The organism is Methylobacterium soli (assembly GCF_008806385.1).
In the GTDB taxonomy this organism is placed as follows: Bacteria; Pseudomonadota; Alphaproteobacteria; order Rhizobiales; family Beijerinckiaceae; genus Methylobacterium; species Methylobacterium soli.
Genome location: NZ_VZZK01000003.1, coordinates 226,600 through 245,221 on the forward strand (window position 1 = coordinate 226,600; position 18,622 = coordinate 245,221).

Here is an 18,622-nt window from a genome sequence, read left to right on the forward strand (position 1 = left end):
ATGCGGGTGATCGGGCTCGCGGGCTGGAGCGGGGCCGGCAAGACCACGCTCTTGGCCAGGCTGATCCCGGCGCTGACCCGGCGGGGTCTCAGGGTCGCGACCCTGAAACACGCCCACCACGAGTTCGAGATCGACCGGCCGGGCAAGGATTCCTTCGTCCACCGGGAGGCCGGGGCCAGCGAGGTGATCATCGCGTCATCCCGGCGCTGGGCCCAGATCCACGAACTCGGCGACAGGCCGGAGGCGGGCCTCGCCGACCTGCTGCGCCGCCTCAGCCCCTGCGACCTGGTGCTGGTCGAGGGCTTCAAGCGCCAGCCGCACCCGAAGCTCGAAGTGTTCCGCGCGGCGAACGGCCGCCCGCCCCTTCACGGGGGCGACGACCGCATCGTCGCGGTGGCGAGCGATACCGGCTTCCCCGAGGCGGGCGTTCCGGTCGTCGATCTCGACGATGTCGCGGCCATCGCGGATCTCGTGCTCGCGCGGGCCGAGCCGATCACCGAGGTTCTGGAAAGGCTGGACCGGCATGGCGCAGCTGACTGACGATTGCTTCGCCTTCGGCGGGCCCCTGATGAGCGTCGAGGAGGCGGTCGCGCTGATCGGGGCGCGGCTGCCGACGCTCTCGGAGCGCGAGACGGTGCCGCTGGCCGAGGCCGACGGGCGCATCGCCGCCGAGGACCTGCACGCGGAAATCGACCTGCCGCCCTTCATGAACTCGGCGGTCGACGGCTACGCCGTGCGCTTCTCCGACCTGGCGGAAGCCGGCGAGACGCTGCTGCCCGTGCGCGGCCGGCTCGCGGCGGGCGCCTCGGCGGAGGCGATCGCGGCGGCGGGGGCGGCCGTGCGCATCTTCACCGGCGCGCCGATGCCGGGGGATGCCGACACGGTGTTCATGCAGGAGGATGTGCGCGTCGCGGGCGACCAGGTCGGCCTGCCGCCGGGGCTGAAGCGGGGCGCCAATTGCCGGCCGGCCGGCGAGGACCTGGCGCGCGGCGCCGTGGCGATCCCGGCCGGGCGGCGCCTGACGCCGCAGGACCTCGCGCTCGCCGCCGCCGTCGGCCTCGACACCCTGCCGGTGCGCCGGCGCCTGCGCGTCGCGATCTTCTCCACCGGCAACGAACTCGCCGAGCCCGGCGCGCGCCTGCCCCCGGGGGCGATCCACGATTCGAACCGGATCCTGCTCGCCGCCCTGCTGCGGCGCCTCGGGGCCGAGGTCAGCGATCTCGGCATCCTGCGCGACGACCCGGCGGCGCTGCGCGCGCGCCTGCCGGAGGCCGCCCGGAGCCACGATCTCATCCTCACCTCGGGCGGCGTCTCGACCGGCGAGGAGGACCACGTCAAGGGTGCGGTCGAAGCCTCGGGCCGGCTGGTCTTTTGGCGCCTCGCGATCAAGCCCGGCCGGCCCGTCGCCATGGGGGTGATCGCGGGCACGCCCTTCATCGGCCTGCCCGGCAACCCCGTCGCGGTCTACGTCACCCTGCTCTTCGTGGTGCGGCCGATCCTGGCCCGGCTCGGAGGCGCCGATTACGCGCCGCCCCTGCCCCAGCCGGTGCGGTCGGCCTTCGCCTACAAGAAGAAGACCGGTCGGCGCGAATATGTCCGGGTCAGCCTGCGCCGGGGCGAGGATGGAATCGTGGAGGCGGTGAAGTACCCGCGCGACGGGGCCGGGGTGATCACCTCGCTCACCGGGAGCGACGGCCTCCTCGAACTCGCCGACGCCGCCAGCGGCTTGAGCGTCGGCGACGTCGTGTCGTTCCATCCCCACGCTCTGCTCTGGTGAGCCGAGCCTCGCGCGGCCTCGTCCCGGAGCGCCGGGGCGGATTCGCGCTCCGCGCCGCCAAACCCGGCACCGTCAGGCGGCCGGCGCGTAGCCCAGGGTCTCGGGCAACGCCGCCTCGATCCGCGCCACGAGGAGCGCCAGGGCCTGCGCATCCGCTCCCGCGCGCGCTGCGAGGTAGTAAGTTTCCTCCCCCAGCGGCGTGAAGGCGAGGCCGAAGCGGGCCGCCACCGCGCGGGTGCCCATGCCGCTATCGGCCGCCCCCGAGGCGATGATCGCCGCGACGGCTTGGTGGGTGAATTCCTCGCTCTCCGCGCCCCTGATGGCATCGGGGCGCAAGCCCGCCTCGCGGCAGAGGCGCTCGAACCAGAGGCGCGTGCCCGCACCCCGCTGGCGGTTGACGAAGCGCGCCCCCGTGCGGGCGATATCGGCGATGGAATCGAGGCCGAGGGGGTTGCCGGCCGCGCAGATCAGCCCCTGCTCGCGCAGGAACAGCGGCCTCACGGTGAGCGCGGCATCCTCGAACACCGCCCGGAAGGGCGAGCCGGGCTCAGGGGAGCGCGCCCCGAAATGAAAGCCCGCCGCATCGGCTTCGCCGGACGCGAGCCGGGCGAGGGCCTCGGCGCTGCCGGCGATCGTGACCTCGAATTCCGGCCGGCCGGCGAGCGCGGCCGACAACAGGGTGTCGTGGCTGACGGCGAGGCGGAGGACGGGAGATCCGAGGCCGAGCAGGGGCGTGAGGCGCGCGGCGAGCCGCGCCTCGCTCGCCCGCAAAGCCGGCGCGCAGGACGCGAAGGCGTCAGCCAGGGCCTCGCGCAGGGCCTCGCCGAACGGCGTCAGGGCCGAGCCGTGGCCCTTGGTCTTGACCGCGACCGGGCGCCCGAGGGCGGCCTCCAAGCTCGCGATCCGGCCCCAGGCCGAGCGGTAGGAGACGCCGAGGCCGCGGGCCGCCGCCTGGACCGAGCGCTCCCGCGCCACCGCGTCGAGCAGCGCGAAGACGGGTTCGAGGGCGATGTCGCACTCGGCGAGCCGAAGATGGCCCGCGACCGAGAGGGAAAGCTTCATATGCAACGGCTTTCCTATTGAAATGCCGACGAGCGGGATATCATGACCTTCGTATCCGCGCAGCAGCGGACATCCGTGAGCGAGAGACCCCGCAGGCAGAACCATGCTCGACACCCTGGCGGACAGCGTCGCGCGGCTGGCGCGCCTCGACCATGAGGTTCTGGCGATCGCCTGGCTGTCGCTGCGCGTCAGCCTCACGGCGGTGCTGATCGGGGCGGTTGCCGGCGTCCCCCTCGGGGCGCTGGTGGCGGTGGTGCGCTTTCCCGGGCGGCAGGTTCTGGTCGGCCTCCTCAATGCCAGCATGGGTCTGCCGCCGGTCATCGTCGGCCTGGTGATCTACCTGCTGCTCTCCCGCTCCGGCCCCCTCGGGCCCTTCGGCCTGCTCTTCACACCCTCCGCGATGGTGACGGCCCAGGCGGTGCTGGTGACGCCCCTGATCGCCGCCCTCACGCGGCAGATCGTGGCCGATGCCGAGGCCCATCTCGGGGACCAGCTCCGCTCGCTCCGGCTCTCGCCCTGGCGCCGGGCCGGGCTTCTCGTCTTCGACGTGCGCTTCTCCCTCGTCACCGCGATCCTGGCGGCCTTCGGCCGGGCGATCTCGGAGATCGGCGCCGTCCTGGTCGTCGGCGGCAATATCGACGGCTTCACCCGCACCCTGACGACCGCGATCTCTCTGGAGACCCAGAAGGGCGACCTCGCCCTGGCGCTCGCCCTCGGGCTCGTGCTGATGGGCCTCGTCCTCGTGGTGAACGCCGCCGCCACCGTGCTGCGGGCCTATGCCGTCCGGGCCTACGGATGAGCGCGGCGCCCTCCCCCTCCCTGCCCCTGCGCCTCGACGGGCTGGTCTACCGGGCCGGGCCCAAGACCATCATCGACGGCCTCGACGCGACGATCACGACCCCCGGCATTACCGCCCTGATCGGCCCGAACGGGGCGGGCAAGAGCGTGACCCTGCGCCTGATCGACGGGTTGCTGCGCCCGGATGCGGGCACGATCCGGATCGGCGCCGGCGCGCCGGTGCGCCGTGCCTTCGTGTTCCAGCGCCCGGCCTTGCTGCGCGCGAGCGCGGCCCGCAACGTCGATCTGGCGCTGGCGCCCCTCGGATTGAGGCGGCGCGAGCGCCGGGCGCTCACGGAGCGGGCGCTCGCCCGCGTCGGGCTCCTCGACCGGGCCGCCGACCCGGCGACCCGGCTCTCGGGCGGCGAGCAGCAGCGCCTCGCCCTCGCGCGCGCCCTCGTGACCGAACCGCAGCTGCTTCTCCTCGACGAGCCGAGCGCCAGCCTCGACCCGGCCGCCACCGAGCGGATCGAGACCCTGATGGCCGAGATCGCCCGGGGCGGCACAAAGGTGATCCTCGTCTCCCACAATCTCGGCCAGGTCGCGCGGCTCGCCGACGACGTGGTCGTGCTGGCCCAGGGCCGCGCCGTCGAGCACGGCCCGACCGCCCAGATCCTGTTCAAGCCGAAATCCGCGCAAGCCCGCGCCTATCTCACGGGGGAACTCCCATGGACCGCCTACGCCGCAGCCTCCTGAGCCTCGCGCTCGCCAGCGTCATCCTCGGGCCGGCGGCGGCCGCCGATCAGGCCTCGATCACGGTGGCCTCGACCACCTCGACCGAGCAATCGGGCCTGTTCCGGTACCTGCTGCCGAAATTCACCGAGCGGACCGGCATCGCCGTGAAGGTGGTGGCGCTCGGCACCGGGCAGGCCCTCGATGTGGGCCGGCGCGGCGACGCCGACGTGGTGTTCGTGCACGACAAGGCGGCCGAGGAGACGTTCCTGGCCGAGGGCGCGGGCGTGAAGCGCCACGACGTCATGTACAACGACTTCGTCATCATCGGCCCCAAGGCCGACCCGGCCGGCGCGGCGGGCCAGGACGTGACGCGGGCCCTGCGCAAGATCGCCGAGGCCAAGGCGCCCTTCGTCTCGCGCGGCGACCGCTCCGGCACGCACGCGGCGGAGCTGCGCTACTGGAAGGATGCGGGCATCGATCTCGGGGCGGTCCGGGGCGAATGGTACAGGGATGTCGGCCAGGGCATGGGCCCGGCGCTGAACACCGCCTCGGCCAGCAACGCCTACCTGCTGAGCGACCGCGGCACCTGGCTCTCCTTCAAGAATCGCGGCGACCTCGCCGTGCTGGTCCAGGGCGACAAGCGCCTGTTCAACCAATACGGCGTGATGCTGGTGAACCCCGCGAAGCACCCGCAGGTGAAGGTGAAGGAGGGCCAGGCCTTCATCGACTGGCTGATCTCGCCCGAGGGCCAGCGCGACATCGTGGGCTACAGAATCGAGGGCGAGCAGCTGTTCTTCCCCAACGCGGTTCCGGGCAAGTCCTGAGCCGCCCGGATCGCACGGACACGACGCGAGAATCATCCGGTTATTGTCAGACTTCGTTGACACGAGGCCTTGCGGTGGCGCGCGAACCGGCTAGCCTCTGACCCGAGGCCGCATCCGGGCGAGTTGACCGATCGCCGGGATGCGGAGACGGCGCGCCCGCTCGACTAAAACGCAGGACGATCTCGCGACTTCAGATCTCCACGCCCCAGATCCCGGTTTTCTCGAGCAGAACGGCAGCATCTGGCCTGTCTCCTGCTTAGCGTGATCGAAGGCACCTGCGACCGGCGTGCGCTTCGACGGCGTCCGTGGGAGATCCCGATGCGATCAAGGCTGACCACCTACATCTTCATCGGGATGCTGCTCGGCATCGCGGTCGGGTATCTCTGCAGCATCACCTGGCCCGACCCGCAGACCGCCAAGGAGATCGCCGGCTACATCGCGCTGATCAGCGACGTCTTCCTGCGGCTGATCAAGATGATCATCGCGCCGCTGGTGTTCTCGACCCTGGTGGTCGGCATCGCGCATCTCGGCGACACCGCCTCGGTCGGGCGCGTCGGCGGCAAGGCGCTGCTCTGGTTCGTCGGCGCCTCGCTCTGCTCGCTGCTGCTCGGCCTCGTGATGGTCAACATCCTGCGCCCGGGCGACAACCTCAACCTGCCGCTGCCGGATGCGGGCGCCTCGACGAACCTCAAGGCGGCCTCGCTCTCGCTCAAGGAATTCGTCATCCACCTGGTGCCCAAGAGCCCCGTGGAGGCGATGGCCAACAACGAGATCCTGCAGATCGTGGTGTTCTCGGTCTTCTTCGGCGTCGCACTCGCGGCCATCGGCGAGAAGGGCAAGCCGCTTGCGGTCGGGATCGAGTGCCTCGCCGACGTGATGCTGAAGATCACCGGCTACGTCATGAACTTCGCCCCCGTGGCGGTCTTCGCGGCGATCGCCGCCACCATCACCACGCAGGGCATCGGGGTGATCGTCACCTACGCCAAGTTCATGCTGGAATTCTATTTCAGCCTCGCGATGCTCTGGTGCCTCCTGGTGCTGGCGGGCTTCTTCCTCGTCGGCGGCGGCGGCATCCGCCGGCTCCTCGACCTGATCAAGGAGCCCTTCGTCCTCGCCTTCTCGACGGCCTCGAGCGAGGCGGCCTACCCCAAGACCCTGGCGAATCTCGAGCGCTTCGGCGTGCCCAACCGCATCACCTCCTTCGTGCTGCCGATGGGCTACTCGTTCAACCTCGACGGCTCGATGATGTACTGCACCTTCGCGGTGATGTTCATCGCGCAGGCCTACAACATCCCGCTCTCCCTCGGGCAGCAGCTCACCATGCTGCTCCTGCTGATGGTCACCTCGAAGGGCATGGCGGGGGTGCCGCGCGCCTCGCTCGTCGTCATCTCGGCGACGCTCGCGACCTTCCACATCCCGGAAGCGGGCCTCCTGCTGATCATCGGCATCGACCAGTTCCTCGATATGGGCCGCTCGGCCACGAACGTCCTCGGCAACAGCGTCGCCACCGTGGCGGTGGCCAAGTGGGAGGGGCAGCTCGCCACGACGGACCAGCGGCTCGACCGCGACGTGAACCCGCTGCCGGAGCCCGCGGAATAGGCCCCATCCGGAGGTCGCCCCCATGTTAGCCCGCGCCAGCTCAGCCCGTGGTTTCGCCGCTCTCAGCCTCGGGGCCCTCGCGCTCCTCGGCCTCGTCACGCCCGCCCCCGCCATCGAGGTGCTGAGCGGGACCCTCAAGAAGGTGCGGGAGAGCGGGGCGATCACCCTCGGCTACCGCGAGAGCTCGCTGCCCTTCTCCTTCCTCGACGCGACGGGCAAGCCGGTGGGCTACGCCCTCGACCTCTGCCTCGAAGTGGTCGACGACGTCGCCAAGGAGGTCGGTCTGCCCAACCTCGCGGTGCGCTACGAGCCGGTGACCTCGGAGAACCGCATCCCGGCGGTGGTCTCGGGCAAGATCGACCTCGAATGCGGCTCGACCACCGCCAACCCGGAGCGCCGGCGGCAGGTCGCGTTCTCGCCGGTCACCTATTTCAGCGCCACGAAGCTCCTGGTGCGGCGCGATTCGCCGGTGAAGTCCTACCGCGACCTCGCCGACCGCAAGGTGGCGGTGACGGCCGGCACCACCAACGAGGGGGCCCTGCGCAGCCTCTTCGCCCAGCTCAAGATCCCCGCCACCATCGTGACCGGGCGCGACCACGCGGAATCCTTCGCCATGGTGAAGGACGGGCGCGCCGACGCCCTCGGCCTCGACGACGTGCTGCTCTACGGGCTCCTGGCCGGGGCCGGGCCCGAGGGGGCCTCCTTCAAGGTGCTGCCCGACAAGCTGTCCTTCGAGCCCTACGGGCTGATGTTCCGCAAGGACGACCCGGATTTCGCGGGCGTCGTCGCGGGCACCTTTGGGCGCCTCGCCGAATCGCGCGAGCTGCGCTGGCTCTACGAGAAATGGTTCCTCAAGCGCCTGCCGAACGGCGAGCGCCTGAACGTGCCGATGTCGGACGAGCTGCGCACCAATTTCCAGGTGATCGGCCTGCAGGATTAGGGGCCCGGTCGCCGGAGCGGGTCGGGAGGGGCGGATGGCGAAGGCCAGCGAGGCATCCGGGACGCGCGGCGCCGGCAAGGGGCGCGGGGCCGGCAATGGACGCGGGGCGACGAAGCCGCGCGCCGGGACGGGGCAAGCGGGCGCCGAGGCGCCCGACCTCGCGGTCGCCACCGTCCGCACCGTCGCGATGGAGGGGGCCCGCACCCGCACGGAGCACGACCTCCTGGGCGAGGCCGAGGTGCCGGCGGGGGTGCTCTGGGGCATCCACACCAAGCGCGCGGTGGAGAATTTCCCGATCACCGGGGTGCCGGTCGAGCATTTCCCCGAATTCGTGCGGGCGCTCGCGCTGGTGAAGCAGGCGGCCGCCCGGGCCAACCGGCGGCTGGGCTATCTCGCCCCCGAGAAGGCGGACGCGATCGACCGGGCCTGCGCGCTGGTCGCCACCGAGAAGGCCTACGCCGAATCCTTCGTGGTCGACGCGATCCAGGGCGGGGCCGGCACCTCCACCAACATGAACGCCAACGAGGTGATCGCCAACGTCGCCCTCGGGCTGATGGGCCGCGCGCCCGGCGCCTACGAGGCGCTGCACCCCAACGACGACGTCAACATGGCGCAGTCGACGAACGACGCCTACCCGACGGCCCTGCGCCTCGCCGTCATCTTCGCCACCGAGCCGCTGATCCGGGCGCTCGACGACCTCGCCTACGCGCTCAAGGGCAAGGCGGTGGAATTCGCCGACGTCCTCAAGATGGGCCGGACCCAGCTCTAGGACGCCGTCCCGATGACGCTGGGGCAGGAATTCGACGGGTTCCACGCCACCATCAAGGAGGATGTGGCCCGGATCACCGAGATCGCCGCGCTGTTCCGCGAGGTCAATCTCGGCGCCACCGCCATCGGCACCGGCATCAACGCCGACCCGCGCTACGCCGCCCTGGCGGTCGAGGAATTGTCGCGGGCGGCCGGACAGCCGATGCTGCTCGCCTCGAACCTGATCGAGGCGACCTCGGATCTCGGCGCCTTCGTGCTGTTCTCCGGCGTGCTGAAGCGGGTCGCCGTGAAGCTCTCGAAGATCTGCAACGACCTGCGGCTGCTCTCGTCGGGCCCGCGCACGGGCCTCGGCGAGATCCGGCTGCCCGCCGTGCAGGCCGGCTCCTCGATCATGCCCGGCAAGGTCAACCCGGTGATCCCCGAGGTGGTGAACCAGGTGGCCTTCCTGGTCATCGGGCAGGACCTCACCGTCACCCTCTGCGCCGAGGGCGGGCAATTGCAGCTCAACGCCTTCGAGCCGACCATCGGGTATTGCGTGCTGTCCTCGATCCGCATGCTGAGCGCGGCGGTCGAGACCCTGACGAAGCGCTGCATCGAGGGCATTGAGGCGGACCGCGCGCGCTGCCGCAGCCTCGTCCACGGCTCGATCGGCCTCGTCACCGCCCTGGTCCCGGCGCTCGGCTACGAGGCCTGCTCGCGGGTCGCCCAGCGGGCGCTGGCGGAGGATCGCCCGGTCGCCGACCTCGTCCTCGAGGAGGGTCTGCTCACGAAGGCCCAGTTGGAGGAGCTCCTGGAACTCGAGGCGATGACCCGGCCCTCCCGGGTGCGCCGGGCCGGGCCGCCGGGCGCGCCCCGCGCCTGAGCGAGGCCGCACACCGATTCGGCAGCGGGTGCGCGCCTGCCGACGATGCCCCCGGGGCGCCCGCCGACCCGGTCGGGCACGGCCCGATGCCGCCGCAATCTCCCGAGGGTTGTCCCACCCCGCGCCAAGGGCGCGCCCACGCCGGAATCGGCACAATCATCCCGTGCATCTGCCCCGCTTGGCACCATGCTGCCTGCGAGACTTTTTTGTCACGCTTCCTTGAAGACCGTTCCGAGTCGGGAACCGTAGCCGTGAGATCGGTTGCCAGAGCCACCAGCGCTCTGGCAACGTCTTCTCCGGGTTCGGAGAAGTTACCATGTCTCGTCACATCTCGGCGTTGCTTGCCACCACCGCCGCATTTTACACGTGTGCTGCTTTTGCAGCCGACCTGCCCGTCAAGAAGGCAGTGCCGATCGAGTTCGTTCGCGTATGCTCGGCCTACGGTGCGGGCTTCTTCTACATCCCGGGTACGGACACCTGCCTGCGCGTCTCGGGCCGCGCCCGCTTCGAGGCCGGCGTCGTCGGATCGACCTACCAGCGCGGCAGCGACCTCGCGAATTATCGCGGCGCCCTGCGCCTGAACGTCGACGCCCGCACGCAGACCGCCTACGGCACCCTGCGCGCCTTCACGCGCCTCGACGTCCAGAGCCGCACCGGCAACTTCGTCACCTCGGGCTCGCAGCAGCGCCTCGGCAACGCCTTCCCGGCGCTCGGCCCCGACACGTTCGGTCGCGCTCAGCAATACGTGAACGTCGACAAGGCCTTCGTGCAGTTCGCCGGCCTCACCGCCGGTCGCGCCTCCTCGTTCTTCGACTTCTATGCCCACGACTTCGAGATCATGGCCCTGTCGCTGGGCTCGGACGTCGCCTCCACGAACCTGATCGCCTACACGGCGAAGTTCGGCGAGGGCTGGTCGGCCACGATCTCGCTCGAAGATCCGACCTTCCGCTGGCAGCCGATCTTCTCGTCGATCTCGAACCAGGCGACGGCGAACTCGTCCTTCAACATCTTCACGGCCAGCGCCTCGCTGGCGCCGGTGGCCAACGCGTTCAACGCGGCCGGCCTGCCGACCTCGGGCGTCTACTACGACGTCACCCAGAAGAACCGCACGCCCGACTTCGTCGGCGCGCTCCGCCTCGACCAGGCCTGGGGTTCGGCCCAGCTCTCCGCCGCCGTCCACGAGGTCGGCATCGGTCAGCCCACCGGCACGCTGTTCGGCCTGAACGGCGGCACGGCCTCCCTGGCCGCGGTGCGTCGTCCCTCGAACGAATACGGCTGGGCCGTGCAGGGCGGCGCGAAGTTCAACCTGCCGTTCATCGCCCCGGGCGATGCGCTCTACCTGCAGGGCGCCTATGGCGAGGGCGCGATCTCGTATACCGGCTTCCAGTCCTACACCGCCACCGAGCTCCAGAGCTCGACCCTCAACCAGAACACCCCGTTCGTTCAGTACTTCAACGACGCGGTGATCAACCCGATCACGGGTAAGCTGGAACTGTCGACGAGCTTCACGGTCGTCGCCTCGTTCCTGCATTACTGGTCGCCCGAGTGGCGCTCGGCCTTCTACGGCAGCTACGGCGAAATCCAGTACAACAAGTCCGCCCGCGCCGCGCTCAGCGTCTCGAACCCGGCAGTCGGCGGCAACGTGCCTCCCTCGTTCCTGACGAACCTGTCGGGCTACTCGCTCAGCCCGATCCTGCGCGACGTGAACCAGATCGTGACCGGCGCGAGCCTGATCTGGTCGCCGGTGAAGGATCTCGATATCGGTGTCGAGGGTCTCTACACCCGGGTCGGCCTGCTGCAGGGCCGGACGCCGGACCTGACCCGGCCGAATGTGACGGTGAACTCACAGGACGCCTTCCAGGTCCGGGCCCGCGTCCAGCGCGACTTCTAAGATCCCAAGTCCCAGCCGGGCGCCCGATCCCCTCGGGCGCCCGGTTTCCGTTTGGGCGGGCCTGATCGCGCCCGCTCCGGATTGCGCCGGCGATCGGCCGCGCGTCCCCGCGCAGGCCCCGAATTCCCCGGCCCGGCCACGCGCGCTCTTCCTGACAATTCGTGCCGGCTCTCCACGCGCTTGCGTTTTTTCCTGTGCGCAGGCCGCGGAAGAATGTTCTATTCCGGCATCAAGGTTGCACAGGCCCTGTCCGCTGCTACGCTTGACCGTCGCGCAGGAACGCCGCGCCCTTTGCGGCGGATCGTCATTCACATGAGGCTGTTGATGCATCCGACACACCACCGCTCCCGCGGCACCGTCGCCGCCCTCGTCCTTGGCCTCTCGGCCATCCTGGCGAGCGGCCCTGCGGGTGCGGAGGAACTCACCGGAACCTTGAAGAAGATCAAGGATTCGGGCGCGATCACGATCGGGTACCGCGACAGCTCGGTGCCCTTCTCGTATCTCGACGGCGACCAGAAGCCGGTCGGCTACGCCTACGAGATCTGCCGCAAGATCGCCGATGGCGTGAAGGCGAACCTCAAGATGGACAAGCTCGAGGTGAAGCTGAACCCGGTCACCTCCGCGACGCGCATCCCGCTGATCGCCAACGGCACGATCGACCTCGAATGCGGCTCGACCACGAACAACGCCGACCGCCAGAAACAGGCCGCCTTCACCAACACGCACTTCCTCACCGCCACCCGCTACGTGTCGAAGAAGGACAAGAAACTCGACAAGATCGAGGATCTGAAGGGCCGCACCGTGGTCTCGACCTCGGGCACTACCAATATCCGCCAGATCAACGAGGCGAACACGGAGCGCAAGCTCGGGCTCACCATCCTGCCGGCCAAGGACCATGCCGAGGCCTTCCTGATGGTCGAGACCGGCCGCGCCGACGCCTTCGTGATGGACGACGTGCTGCTCGCCTCGCTGATGGCCGGCTCGAAGACCCCCGATGCCTACGCGATCTCCACCGAGGCGCTCTCCAAGCCCGAGCCCTACGGCATCATGCTGCGCAAGGACGACGCGCCCTTCAAGGCCGTGGTCGATGCGGCGACCGCCAAGCTCTACGAGAGCCCCGAGGGCAAGGCCCTCTACGAGAAGTGGTTCACGCAGCCGATCCCGCCGCGCGGCATCAACCTGAAGCTGCCGATGAGCGAGGCGATGCAGAAGCAATTCGCCCATCCGAGCGACAGCGCCGATCCGGCCGCTTACTGATCCATGAACTACAACTGGAACTGGAGCATCTTCCTTGAGCCCTCGCCCGAGGGCACCGGCACCTATGCCGACATGCTGCTCTCGGGCCTGAGCTGGACGATCGCGACCGCGCTCTCCTCGTGGATCATCGCGTTCTTCCTCGGCTCCTTCGTCGGCGTGCTGCGCACCCTGCCCTCTCCGGGCGCGCAGCGGATCGGAACGGCCTATGTCGAGCTGTTCCGGAACGTGCCGCTCCTGGTGCAGATGTTCCTGTGGTACTTCGTGCTGCCGGAGGTGCTTCCCGCCTCCGTCGGCGCGTGGTTGAAGCAGCTCCCCAACGCGCCGTTCTACACGGCGGTGGTGTGCCTCGGCTTCTTCACCGCCTCGCGCGTCGCCGAGCAGGTGCGCGCGGGGATCCAGTCCCTGCCGCGGGGGCAGCGCATGGCCGGCACCGCGATGGGCCTGACGGTGGCGCAGACCTACCGTTACGTGCTGCTGCCCAACGCCTACCGGATCATCCTGCCGCCGCTGACCTCCGAGTTCCTGAACAACCTCAAGAACACGTCGGTGGCGCTGACGATCGGCCTGCTCGAGCTCACCGCCCGGGCCCGCTCGATGCAGGAATTCTCGTTCCAGGTCTTCGAGGCCTTCACGGCGGCGACGATCCTGTACGTCCTCATCAACCTCGTCGTGATCACGGCCGCGTCCTTCCTGGAGCGGGGCGTCGCGGTGCCGGGAACGCGCTGATGTTCTCCAATTTCGACTTCAGCGTCATCACCACCTCCCTGCCCTACCTGTTCGGGCAGGGCATGGTCTTCACCGTGACGCTGACGGCGCTCGCCGCCAGCATGGGCGTCGTGCTCGGCACCCTGCTCGCCATGATGCGGCTCTCTGGGCTGCCGGGGCTGAAGCACTTCGCCAAGGTCTATGTCGAGCTCATGCGCTCGCTGCCCCTCGTGCTGGTGATCTTCTGGTTCTACTTCCTGGTCCCGTATATCGGAGCCTGGGTGACGGGCGCGCCGAACCCGATCCAGGTCGGGGCCTTCTCGTCGGCGCTGATCACCTTCACGCTGTTCGAGGCCGCCTATTTCTCGGAGATCATGCGGGCGGGCATCCAGTCGATCTCGAAGGGGCAGACCGGCGCCGCCAACGCGCTCGGCATGACCTACTGGCAGACCATGGCCAACGTCATCCTGCCCCAGGCCTTCCGCAACATGCTGCCGCTGCTGCTGACGCAGACGATCGTGCTCTTCCAGGACACCTCCCTGGTCTACGTGCTCTCGCTCACCGACTTCCTGGGCGCCGCCTCGAAGGTCGCCCAGCGCGACGGACGCCTCGTCGAGATGTACCTGTTCGCGGCGGTGGTCTACTTTGCCGTGTGCTTCACGGCTTCCTTCCTGGTGCGGCGCCTGCAGCGCCGCGTCGCCATCATCCGCTGACGCACCCCGCGAGGACCGCGCCATGACCTCATCGCCGATGCCCGGCCCGACCTCCGCCGAGCCCGCCGTTCCGGGAGCCCGCGCCCCCGCCGATTCCGGGCTGCAATCCGGCCGGCTGGTCGAGCCGAAGGCGGGGGGCGCCCCCGGGATCCCGATGATCGCCATCGACGCCGTCAGCAAGTGGTACGGCGACTTCCAGGTGCTGACGAATTGCACCACCGCCATCGTCAAGGGCGAGGTCGTGGTGGTCTGCGGCCCCTCGGGCTCGGGCAAGTCGACCCTGATCAAGTGCGTCAACGCGCTGGAGCCCTTCCAGAAGGGCCAGATCACCGTTGACGGCACCAAGGTGATGGACAAGGCCACCAACCTGCCCAAGCTCCGCTCGCGGGTCGGCATGGTGTTCCAGCATTTCGAATTGTTCCCGCACCTTTCCATCACCGAGAACCTGACGCTCGCCCAGCGCAAGGTGCTGAAGCGCCCGGCCGAGGAGGCGAAGAAGCGCGGCCTCGACCTGCTCGCCCGGGTCGGCCTCTCGGCTCATGCCAGCAAGTATCCGGGCCAGCTCTCGGGCGGCCAGCAGCAGCGCGTCGCCATCGCGCGCGCGCTCGCCATGGATCCGATCGTGATGCTGTTCGACGAGCCGACCTCGGCGCTGGACCCGGAAATGGTCGGCGAGGTGCTCGACGTGATGGTGGAGCTTGCCCGCGACGGCATGACCATGATGGTGGTGACCCACGAGATGGGCTTCGCCCGCAAGGTCGCCGACCGGGTGATCTTCATGGATCGCGGCGAGATCGTCGAGGACGCCACGAAGGACGATTTCTTCGGCAAGCCGCGCTCCGAGCGGGCGCAGCAATTCCTCTCCAAGATCCTGCAGCATTAGAGCAGCCGCTCACCCGGCGCGGGTGATCTCGTAGGCGATCGGCTTGAAGCTGCCGTTGTTGGATTGCAGGGCCGAGCAGGCGGTGAGGCCGATCACGAGGTCGGTCTCGGCCTCGAAGGTGATCCGGTCGCCGGCCCGGCTGAGGGGCGGCTCGACGCTGAGCGCCCCGGTCTCCCCGTTCACGGTCACGTTCATGAAGACGTTGAAGGCCACCGGGATCCGGTCGGGCCCGATCCCGTAAGGTTCGAGCGCCGCCGCGAGATTGCCGAAGCAGCCGCGATGCGGCTGCGCGTCGCCGTAGATGATCCGGAAGGTGTCGGCCGAGCACGGCGTCAGCAGGAAATCGTGGCGTCCCACCGTGTCCTCGACGATGCGCAGGAGCACGTTCGAGCGGTTGGAGTAGATCGGATCGCCGGTCGTCAGGTAGATGCGGCTCGCGTAGTCGAGGGTGCGGCCCGACGAGATCACCTCGTCGAGATCCGCCCGCGCGAAGGCGAGGAGATCCGCCACCTGCTCGCCGCAGGGGTCGATCACGGTGAGCCGGTCGCCCTTGTCGAGGGTGAAGGCCGTGCCGGAGCGCGGCGGGATCTCGTGACGCGTCGCGCTCATGCCTGACGACCCTGGAACGGGCAGACCCAGTCCTGCCCCACCGCCCGGCCGCTATATTGGCGCGCTTCCGAGGATTCGCCGTGGCGGGCCAGCATGGGGTTGCGCGAGCCGGCGAACGCTTCGTCGCGGGTCAGGATGGAATCGCGCAGCTTCTCATAGCGGCCCTCGGCGCGAAGCTGCTCGAACTGCGCGTGGAGGTTGAACACCAGCACCGGATGGTCGAAGCGCCGCGCCAGCCGGCTCGCCCGCGGATGCAGGCCGACGATGAAGAAGCCCTCGCCGCCGAAGCTGAGGGAGAAATGCGGGTTGTCCGGATCCTCGGCCACCCGCGGGTCGTAGCGCTGTCCCAGGAAGCTGTCCTTGTCCGAGAGCGATTGCGCGCGAGCCCAGAGATGGCGCTCGAACGCCTCCTCGTCGAGGTCGTCCGGCCCCTCGAACACCACCGCGAAGCTCTGGAACAGGTCGGGGCGCTTCCGGTAGCGCCAGATGAAGGCGAGGAGCGCGGGGTAGAGCCGCGTGTCGTCCCAGCCCGAGGCGATGTCGCGGGCCACCACGATGCGCATCTGCCCCTTCGACAGGGCCGATTTCGCGCCGACGCAGGGAAACGGGGGGTTGCGGATGAAATCCTTGAACTTGAGGGCGAGCGGATGCTCGCTGTCGTTCCTCGGGATCAGCATAGAGCCTCGGTACTGGCACGCAGAGACGGAATCCGGCGGGGCGACCGCCGAACCGGGCGCCAATTGTCGTCCGGGTGGGCAGCCTGCGCGCCCGGAAGGCAATCAGCGGTGGCAAACCGGGAGCCGAAGGACAAGTTCCGCCCTTGCGGCAATGCTGCCGAGTCATCCCCAGGCAATTCCCCGCGCAAACGCAGCGCGCAGAGCCGGCGCCCGCCGGGTGCCGGTTACGGTGGCGCGCGGTGCAGCGCCTCCGCCTCCGGCGTGAAGCGCCCGTCCGGTCCCTGCAGCACGAGCGGCGGCAGGAGCGCGAGCGCCGCGCGGCTGCCCTTCCGGGCGGTGACGAGGATCCGGATCGCCGGACGCTCGGTCCGGGCATGAACCGGCCGGACCCGGATCGCGCCGAATCGTCCGCGCAGGGCGTCGAGGCAGGCCGGGAGCGCGTCGGCCCGGTGGATCATCCCGAAGGCGCCCCCGGGCCGCAGCAGGTCCGTGCAGGTGCGGATCCAGGCATCGAGCCCAGCCTCCGCGAAGGTGTGCGCGCCGGCCCTGGCCGGGACCGGCGAGGGCCGGTCCCGGCTGGCGTCGAAGAAGGGCGGGTTCGTCACGACCAAATCCGCGAGGTTCGGCACCAAGCCGGCCGCGCGCCGCGCCGCGCCGGGCGCCAGGACGTCGGCGGGGATGACCCGGGCGCGGTCGCCGAGGCCGTTCTCGCCAATGTTGCGCAGGGCGAGTGCCACGAGGTCGGGCTCGCGCTCGACGAGCACCACCTCGGCGCCGGGATTCAGGCGGGCGATGCCGAGGCCAACCGCGCCGGTGGAGGCGCCGACATCGCAGGCGCGCGCGCCCGACGGCACGGGCAGGAGATGGGCGAGCAGGGCCGCATCCGTCCCGGCCCGGTGCGCGCCGCGGGGCGGCTGGTGCAGCCGCAGGGCGCCCCCCAGGAACGCGTCGGGATCAAGACCGGGGCTCATCGCGCAATTCATGGGCGAGGCCCGCATCGCCGAGGAGGCGCCGCGCCTGCCGGGCATGGTCGTTCGGCACCAGGAGACGGCGCGGGAAGGCCCCGATGGAGCCCTCAATCAGGCTCATGTGGTCGTCGGCCACCAGCACCGGGATCTCGGCCCCTTCGAGCAGCGAGCGGGCGAAGCCGATGAGCACGATGTCGTTGGTACGGATCAACTCGATCATCGGGGAATCGCCTCGATTGGCTGGGCGCGAGGGGCATGCGCATTCGCCGCGTACAGCTTTGGGCGCCGGCGCGCCATATGTGCCGTCACGTCGCGCGTGTTGCAGCGTCACCGAGCCCGTGCGAAGGGGTGCCGCACGATTTCGTCGTCAAGCAAACTGGTCTGGAGGCATCGGACCTTGGGTGTCGTCGTTTCCCTCGATGAGGGCCGCTCCGATCCGGAGGCGAGCCTGTCAGACCTTGTCGCCCTCGTGGCGGGTGGCATGGATCGCGTCAACGCGATGATCCTGTCGCGGACCGGCTCGGACGTCGCGATGATCCCGGAGGTGGCCAACCACCTGATCGCGTCCGGGGGCAAGCGCCTGCGGCCGATCCTGACATTGGCGACCGCCGATCTCTGCGCCTATTCGGGCGGAGAGGGTGCGGTGAAGCTCGCGGCCAGCGTCGAGTTCATGCACACCGCGACCCTCCTGCACGACGACGTGGTGGATGAGAGCGACATGCGCCGGGGGCGCGTGGCCGCGCGCATCAACTGGGGCAACCAGGCGAGCGTCCTGGTCGGCGATTTCCTGCTCGGCCAGGCCTTCCGGATGATGGTCGAGGTCGGCAGCCTGCGCGCCCTCGACATCCTCTCGGCCGCCGCCACCGTGATCGCGGAGGGCGAGGTGATGCAGCTCACCGCCGCGAAGAACACCGAGACCAGCGAGGACGAGTACCTCGCGGTGATCCGCGCGAAGACGGCCGAGCTGTTCGCGGCGGCCTGCGAGGTCGGGCCGGTCCTGGCCGAGCGTCCCCGCGCCGAGCAGGCGGCCTGCCGCTCCTACGGCATGAATCTCGGCATCGCCTTCCAGCTCATCGACGACGTGCTCGATTACGGCGGCACCAGCGCGAGCCTCGGCAAGAATGTCGGCGACGATTTCCGCGAGGGCAAGATCACCCTGCCGATCGTCCTCTCGTTCCGGCGCGGCAGCGACGAGGAGCGGGCCTTCTGGCGCCGCACCCTGGAGCAGGGCGATGTCCGCGAGGGCGACCTCGAGACCGCCCGCGCGATCCTGAAGCGCCACCGGGCCCTCGAGGACACGGTGGAGCGCGCCCGTCACTACGGCGCCATGGCGCGGGACGCGCTGGCGCTGTTCCCGAACGGGCGGATGAAGTCCGCTCTGCTGCAGGTCGTGGATTTCTGCATCGCCCGGGCGCACTGAGCGCCCGCACGGGTGCACTGAGGGCCGCGCCCGATCGCGTTGCAACGGGCTGGAAAATCGGCAGCCCCGGTCCGGTTCGGCGCGACGGCCCCCCTCTCCCGTGCGGGAGAGGGTTGGGGTGAGGGGTGCGCGTTGTCCGGAGAAGTCGCACCCCT

18 protein-coding genes and 1 pseudogene are annotated in these 18,622 nt (G+C 69.8%); 14 read left to right on the forward strand and 5 right to left on the reverse strand.

The window, feature by feature from the left end; translation table 11 throughout:
- Positions 1–540 (forward strand): molybdopterin-guanine dinucleotide biosynthesis protein B, encoded by a 540-nt coding sequence (mobB, locus tag F6X53_RS04840; RefSeq protein WP_150997814.1) that lies wholly within the window; start codon positions 1–3, stop codon positions 538–540.
- Entirely contained in the window at positions 524–1,777 is a 1,254-nt protein-coding gene (locus F6X53_RS04845) for a molybdopterin molybdotransferase MoeA (protein WP_150997735.1), read from the forward strand. The genes mobB and F6X53_RS04845 overlap by 17 nt, the downstream gene beginning before the upstream one ends.
- 72 nt (positions 1,778–1,849) lie before the next feature.
- Here the strand turns inward: F6X53_RS04845 and F6X53_RS04850 are convergent, their stop codons facing one another.
- Entirely contained in the window at positions 1,850–2,839 is a 990-nt protein-coding gene (locus tag F6X53_RS04850; RefSeq protein ID WP_150997738.1) for a substrate-binding domain-containing protein, read from the reverse strand.
- A gap of 103 nt (positions 2,840–2,942) precedes the next feature.
- Between F6X53_RS04850 and F6X53_RS04855 the strand changes: the two genes are divergently transcribed.
- From F6X53_RS04855 to F6X53_RS04905, 11 genes and pseudogenes are all read left to right on the forward strand, one after another.
- Positions 2,943–3,638, forward strand: coding sequence for an ABC transporter permease (locus F6X53_RS04855; protein ID WP_150997740.1), 696 nt, complete (start codon positions 2,943–2,945; stop codon positions 3,636–3,638).
- Positions 3,635–4,372, forward strand: coding sequence for an ABC transporter ATP-binding protein (locus tag F6X53_RS04860; RefSeq protein ID WP_150997742.1), 738 nt, complete (start codon positions 3,635–3,637; stop codon positions 4,370–4,372). The genes F6X53_RS04855 and F6X53_RS04860 overlap by 4 nt, the downstream gene beginning before the upstream one ends.
- Positions 4,345–5,175: an ABC transporter substrate-binding protein gene (locus F6X53_RS04865; protein ID WP_150997744.1), complete on the forward strand. Its 831-nt coding sequence runs from the start codon at positions 4,345–4,347 to the stop codon at positions 5,173–5,175. Before F6X53_RS04860 ends, F6X53_RS04865 begins: the two co-directional genes overlap by 28 nt.
- Positions 5,176–5,493: 318 nt before the next feature.
- Positions 5,494–6,774, forward strand: a complete 1,281-nt coding sequence (locus F6X53_RS04870) for a dicarboxylate/amino acid:cation symporter (protein ID WP_150997746.1) — start codon at positions 5,494–5,496, stop codon at positions 6,772–6,774.
- Positions 6,775–6,796: 22 nt separating this feature from the next.
- The gene (locus tag F6X53_RS04875; RefSeq protein ID WP_150997748.1) at positions 6,797–7,714 is read left to right on the forward strand and encodes an amino acid ABC transporter substrate-binding protein; all 918 of its coding nucleotides are present in this window, start codon (positions 6,797–6,799) and stop codon (positions 7,712–7,714) included.
- A 34-nt stretch (positions 7,715–7,748) separates the two neighbouring features.
- Positions 7,749–9,344: pseudogene (locus tag F6X53_RS04880) on the forward strand (aspartate ammonia-lyase).
- Positions 9,345–9,660: 316 nt separating this feature from the next.
- On the forward strand, positions 9,661–11,235 hold the full coding sequence (locus tag F6X53_RS04885; protein ID WP_150997750.1) for a porin: 1,575 nt from the start codon (positions 9,661–9,663) through the stop codon (positions 11,233–11,235).
- Positions 11,236–11,559: 324 nt separating this feature from the next.
- On the forward strand, positions 11,560–12,492 hold the full coding sequence (locus tag F6X53_RS04890; RefSeq protein WP_150997752.1) for an amino acid ABC transporter substrate-binding protein: 933 nt from the start codon (positions 11,560–11,562) through the stop codon (positions 12,490–12,492).
- Between the two features lie 3 nt (positions 12,493–12,495).
- Positions 12,496–13,218, forward strand: coding sequence for an amino acid ABC transporter permease (locus F6X53_RS04895; protein ID WP_150997754.1), 723 nt, complete (start codon positions 12,496–12,498; stop codon positions 13,216–13,218).
- The gene (locus F6X53_RS04900) at positions 13,218–13,910 is read left to right on the forward strand and encodes an amino acid ABC transporter permease (protein ID WP_150997756.1); all 693 of its coding nucleotides are present in this window, start codon (positions 13,218–13,220) and stop codon (positions 13,908–13,910) included. The genes F6X53_RS04895 and F6X53_RS04900 overlap by 1 nt, the downstream gene beginning before the upstream one ends.
- A 154-nt stretch (positions 13,911–14,064) precedes the next feature.
- Positions 14,065–14,793, forward strand: coding sequence for an amino acid ABC transporter ATP-binding protein (locus tag F6X53_RS04905; protein WP_150997816.1), 729 nt, complete (start codon positions 14,065–14,067; stop codon positions 14,791–14,793).
- Between the two features lie 9 nt (positions 14,794–14,802).
- On the opposite strand, the gene F6X53_RS04910 is transcribed toward F6X53_RS04905, so the two are convergent.
- The 4 genes from F6X53_RS04910 to F6X53_RS04925 all read right to left on the reverse strand — a co-directional run bounded on the left by F6X53_RS04910 (position 14,803) and on the right by F6X53_RS04925 (position 17,267).
- Positions 14,803–15,402, reverse strand: a complete 600-nt coding sequence (locus F6X53_RS04910; RefSeq protein WP_150997758.1) for a DUF1989 domain-containing protein — start codon at positions 15,400–15,402, stop codon at positions 14,803–14,805.
- A complete protein-coding gene (gntA, locus tag F6X53_RS04915; RefSeq protein ID WP_150997760.1) occupies positions 15,399–16,079 on the reverse strand; it encodes a guanitoxin biosynthesis heme-dependent pre-guanitoxin N-hydroxylase GntA in 681 nt (226 codons plus the stop codon). The genes F6X53_RS04910 and gntA overlap by 4 nt, the downstream gene beginning before the upstream one ends.
- Positions 16,080–16,303: 224 nt before the next feature.
- A complete protein-coding gene (locus tag F6X53_RS04920; RefSeq protein ID WP_150997761.1) occupies positions 16,304–17,050 on the reverse strand; it encodes a tRNA1(Val) (adenine(37)-N6)-methyltransferase in 747 nt (248 codons plus the stop codon).
- Positions 17,034–17,267 carry a putative signal transducing protein gene (locus F6X53_RS04925; protein WP_150997764.1) on the reverse strand — a complete coding sequence of 78 codons (234 nt, stop codon included), beginning with the start codon at positions 17,265–17,267 and terminating at the stop codon, positions 17,034–17,036. Before F6X53_RS04925 ends, F6X53_RS04920 begins: the two co-directional genes overlap by 17 nt.
- A gap of 177 nt (positions 17,268–17,444) precedes the next feature.
- On the opposite strand from F6X53_RS04925, the gene F6X53_RS04930 reads away from it, so the two are divergent.
- Positions 17,445–18,467: a polyprenyl synthetase family protein gene (locus F6X53_RS04930; protein ID WP_150997766.1), complete on the forward strand. Its 1,023-nt coding sequence runs from the start codon at positions 17,445–17,447 to the stop codon at positions 18,465–18,467.
- Positions 18,468–18,622: the final 155 nt, after the last annotated feature.

Excerpts from the sequence above, each read along its gene's own strand:
- mobB (WP_150997814.1), top strand. The coding sequence starts at position 1 with ATGCGGGTGATCGGGCTCGCGGGCTGGAGCGGGGCCGGCAAGACCACG.
- F6X53_RS04845 (WP_150997735.1), top strand. The coding sequence starts at position 524 with ATGGCGCAGCTGACTGACGATTGCTTCGCCTTCGGCGGGCCCCTGATG.
- F6X53_RS04850 (WP_150997738.1), bottom strand. The coding sequence starts at position 2,839 with ATGAAGCTTTCCCTCTCGGTCGCGGGCCATCTTCGGCTCGCCGAGTGC.
- F6X53_RS04855 (WP_150997740.1), top strand. The coding sequence starts at position 2,943 with ATGCTCGACACCCTGGCGGACAGCGTCGCGCGGCTGGCGCGCCTCGAC.
- F6X53_RS04860 (WP_150997742.1), top strand. The coding sequence starts at position 3,635 with ATGAGCGCGGCGCCCTCCCCCTCCCTGCCCCTGCGCCTCGACGGGCTG.
- F6X53_RS04865 (WP_150997744.1), top strand. The coding sequence starts at position 4,345 with ATGGACCGCCTACGCCGCAGCCTCCTGAGCCTCGCGCTCGCCAGCGTC.
- F6X53_RS04870 (WP_150997746.1), top strand. The coding sequence starts at position 5,494 with ATGCGATCAAGGCTGACCACCTACATCTTCATCGGGATGCTGCTCGGC.
- F6X53_RS04875 (WP_150997748.1), top strand. The coding sequence starts at position 6,797 with ATGTTAGCCCGCGCCAGCTCAGCCCGTGGTTTCGCCGCTCTCAGCCTC.
- F6X53_RS04885 (WP_150997750.1), top strand. The coding sequence starts at position 9,661 with ATGTCTCGTCACATCTCGGCGTTGCTTGCCACCACCGCCGCATTTTAC.
- F6X53_RS04890 (WP_150997752.1), top strand. The coding sequence starts at position 11,560 with ATGCATCCGACACACCACCGCTCCCGCGGCACCGTCGCCGCCCTCGTC.
- F6X53_RS04895 (WP_150997754.1), top strand. The coding sequence starts at position 12,496 with ATGAACTACAACTGGAACTGGAGCATCTTCCTTGAGCCCTCGCCCGAG.
- F6X53_RS04900 (WP_150997756.1), top strand. The coding sequence starts at position 13,218 with ATGTTCTCCAATTTCGACTTCAGCGTCATCACCACCTCCCTGCCCTAC.
- F6X53_RS04905 (WP_150997816.1), top strand. The coding sequence starts at position 14,065 with ATGATCGCCATCGACGCCGTCAGCAAGTGGTACGGCGACTTCCAGGTG.
- F6X53_RS04910 (WP_150997758.1), bottom strand. The coding sequence starts at position 15,402 with ATGAGCGCGACGCGTCACGAGATCCCGCCGCGCTCCGGCACGGCCTTC.
- gntA (WP_150997760.1), bottom strand. The coding sequence starts at position 16,079 with ATGCTGATCCCGAGGAACGACAGCGAGCATCCGCTCGCCCTCAAGTTC.
- F6X53_RS04920 (WP_150997761.1), bottom strand. The coding sequence starts at position 17,050 with ATGAGCCCCGGTCTTGATCCCGACGCGTTCCTGGGGGGCGCCCTGCGG.
- F6X53_RS04925 (WP_150997764.1), bottom strand. The coding sequence starts at position 17,267 with ATGATCGAGTTGATCCGTACCAACGACATCGTGCTCATCGGCTTCGCC.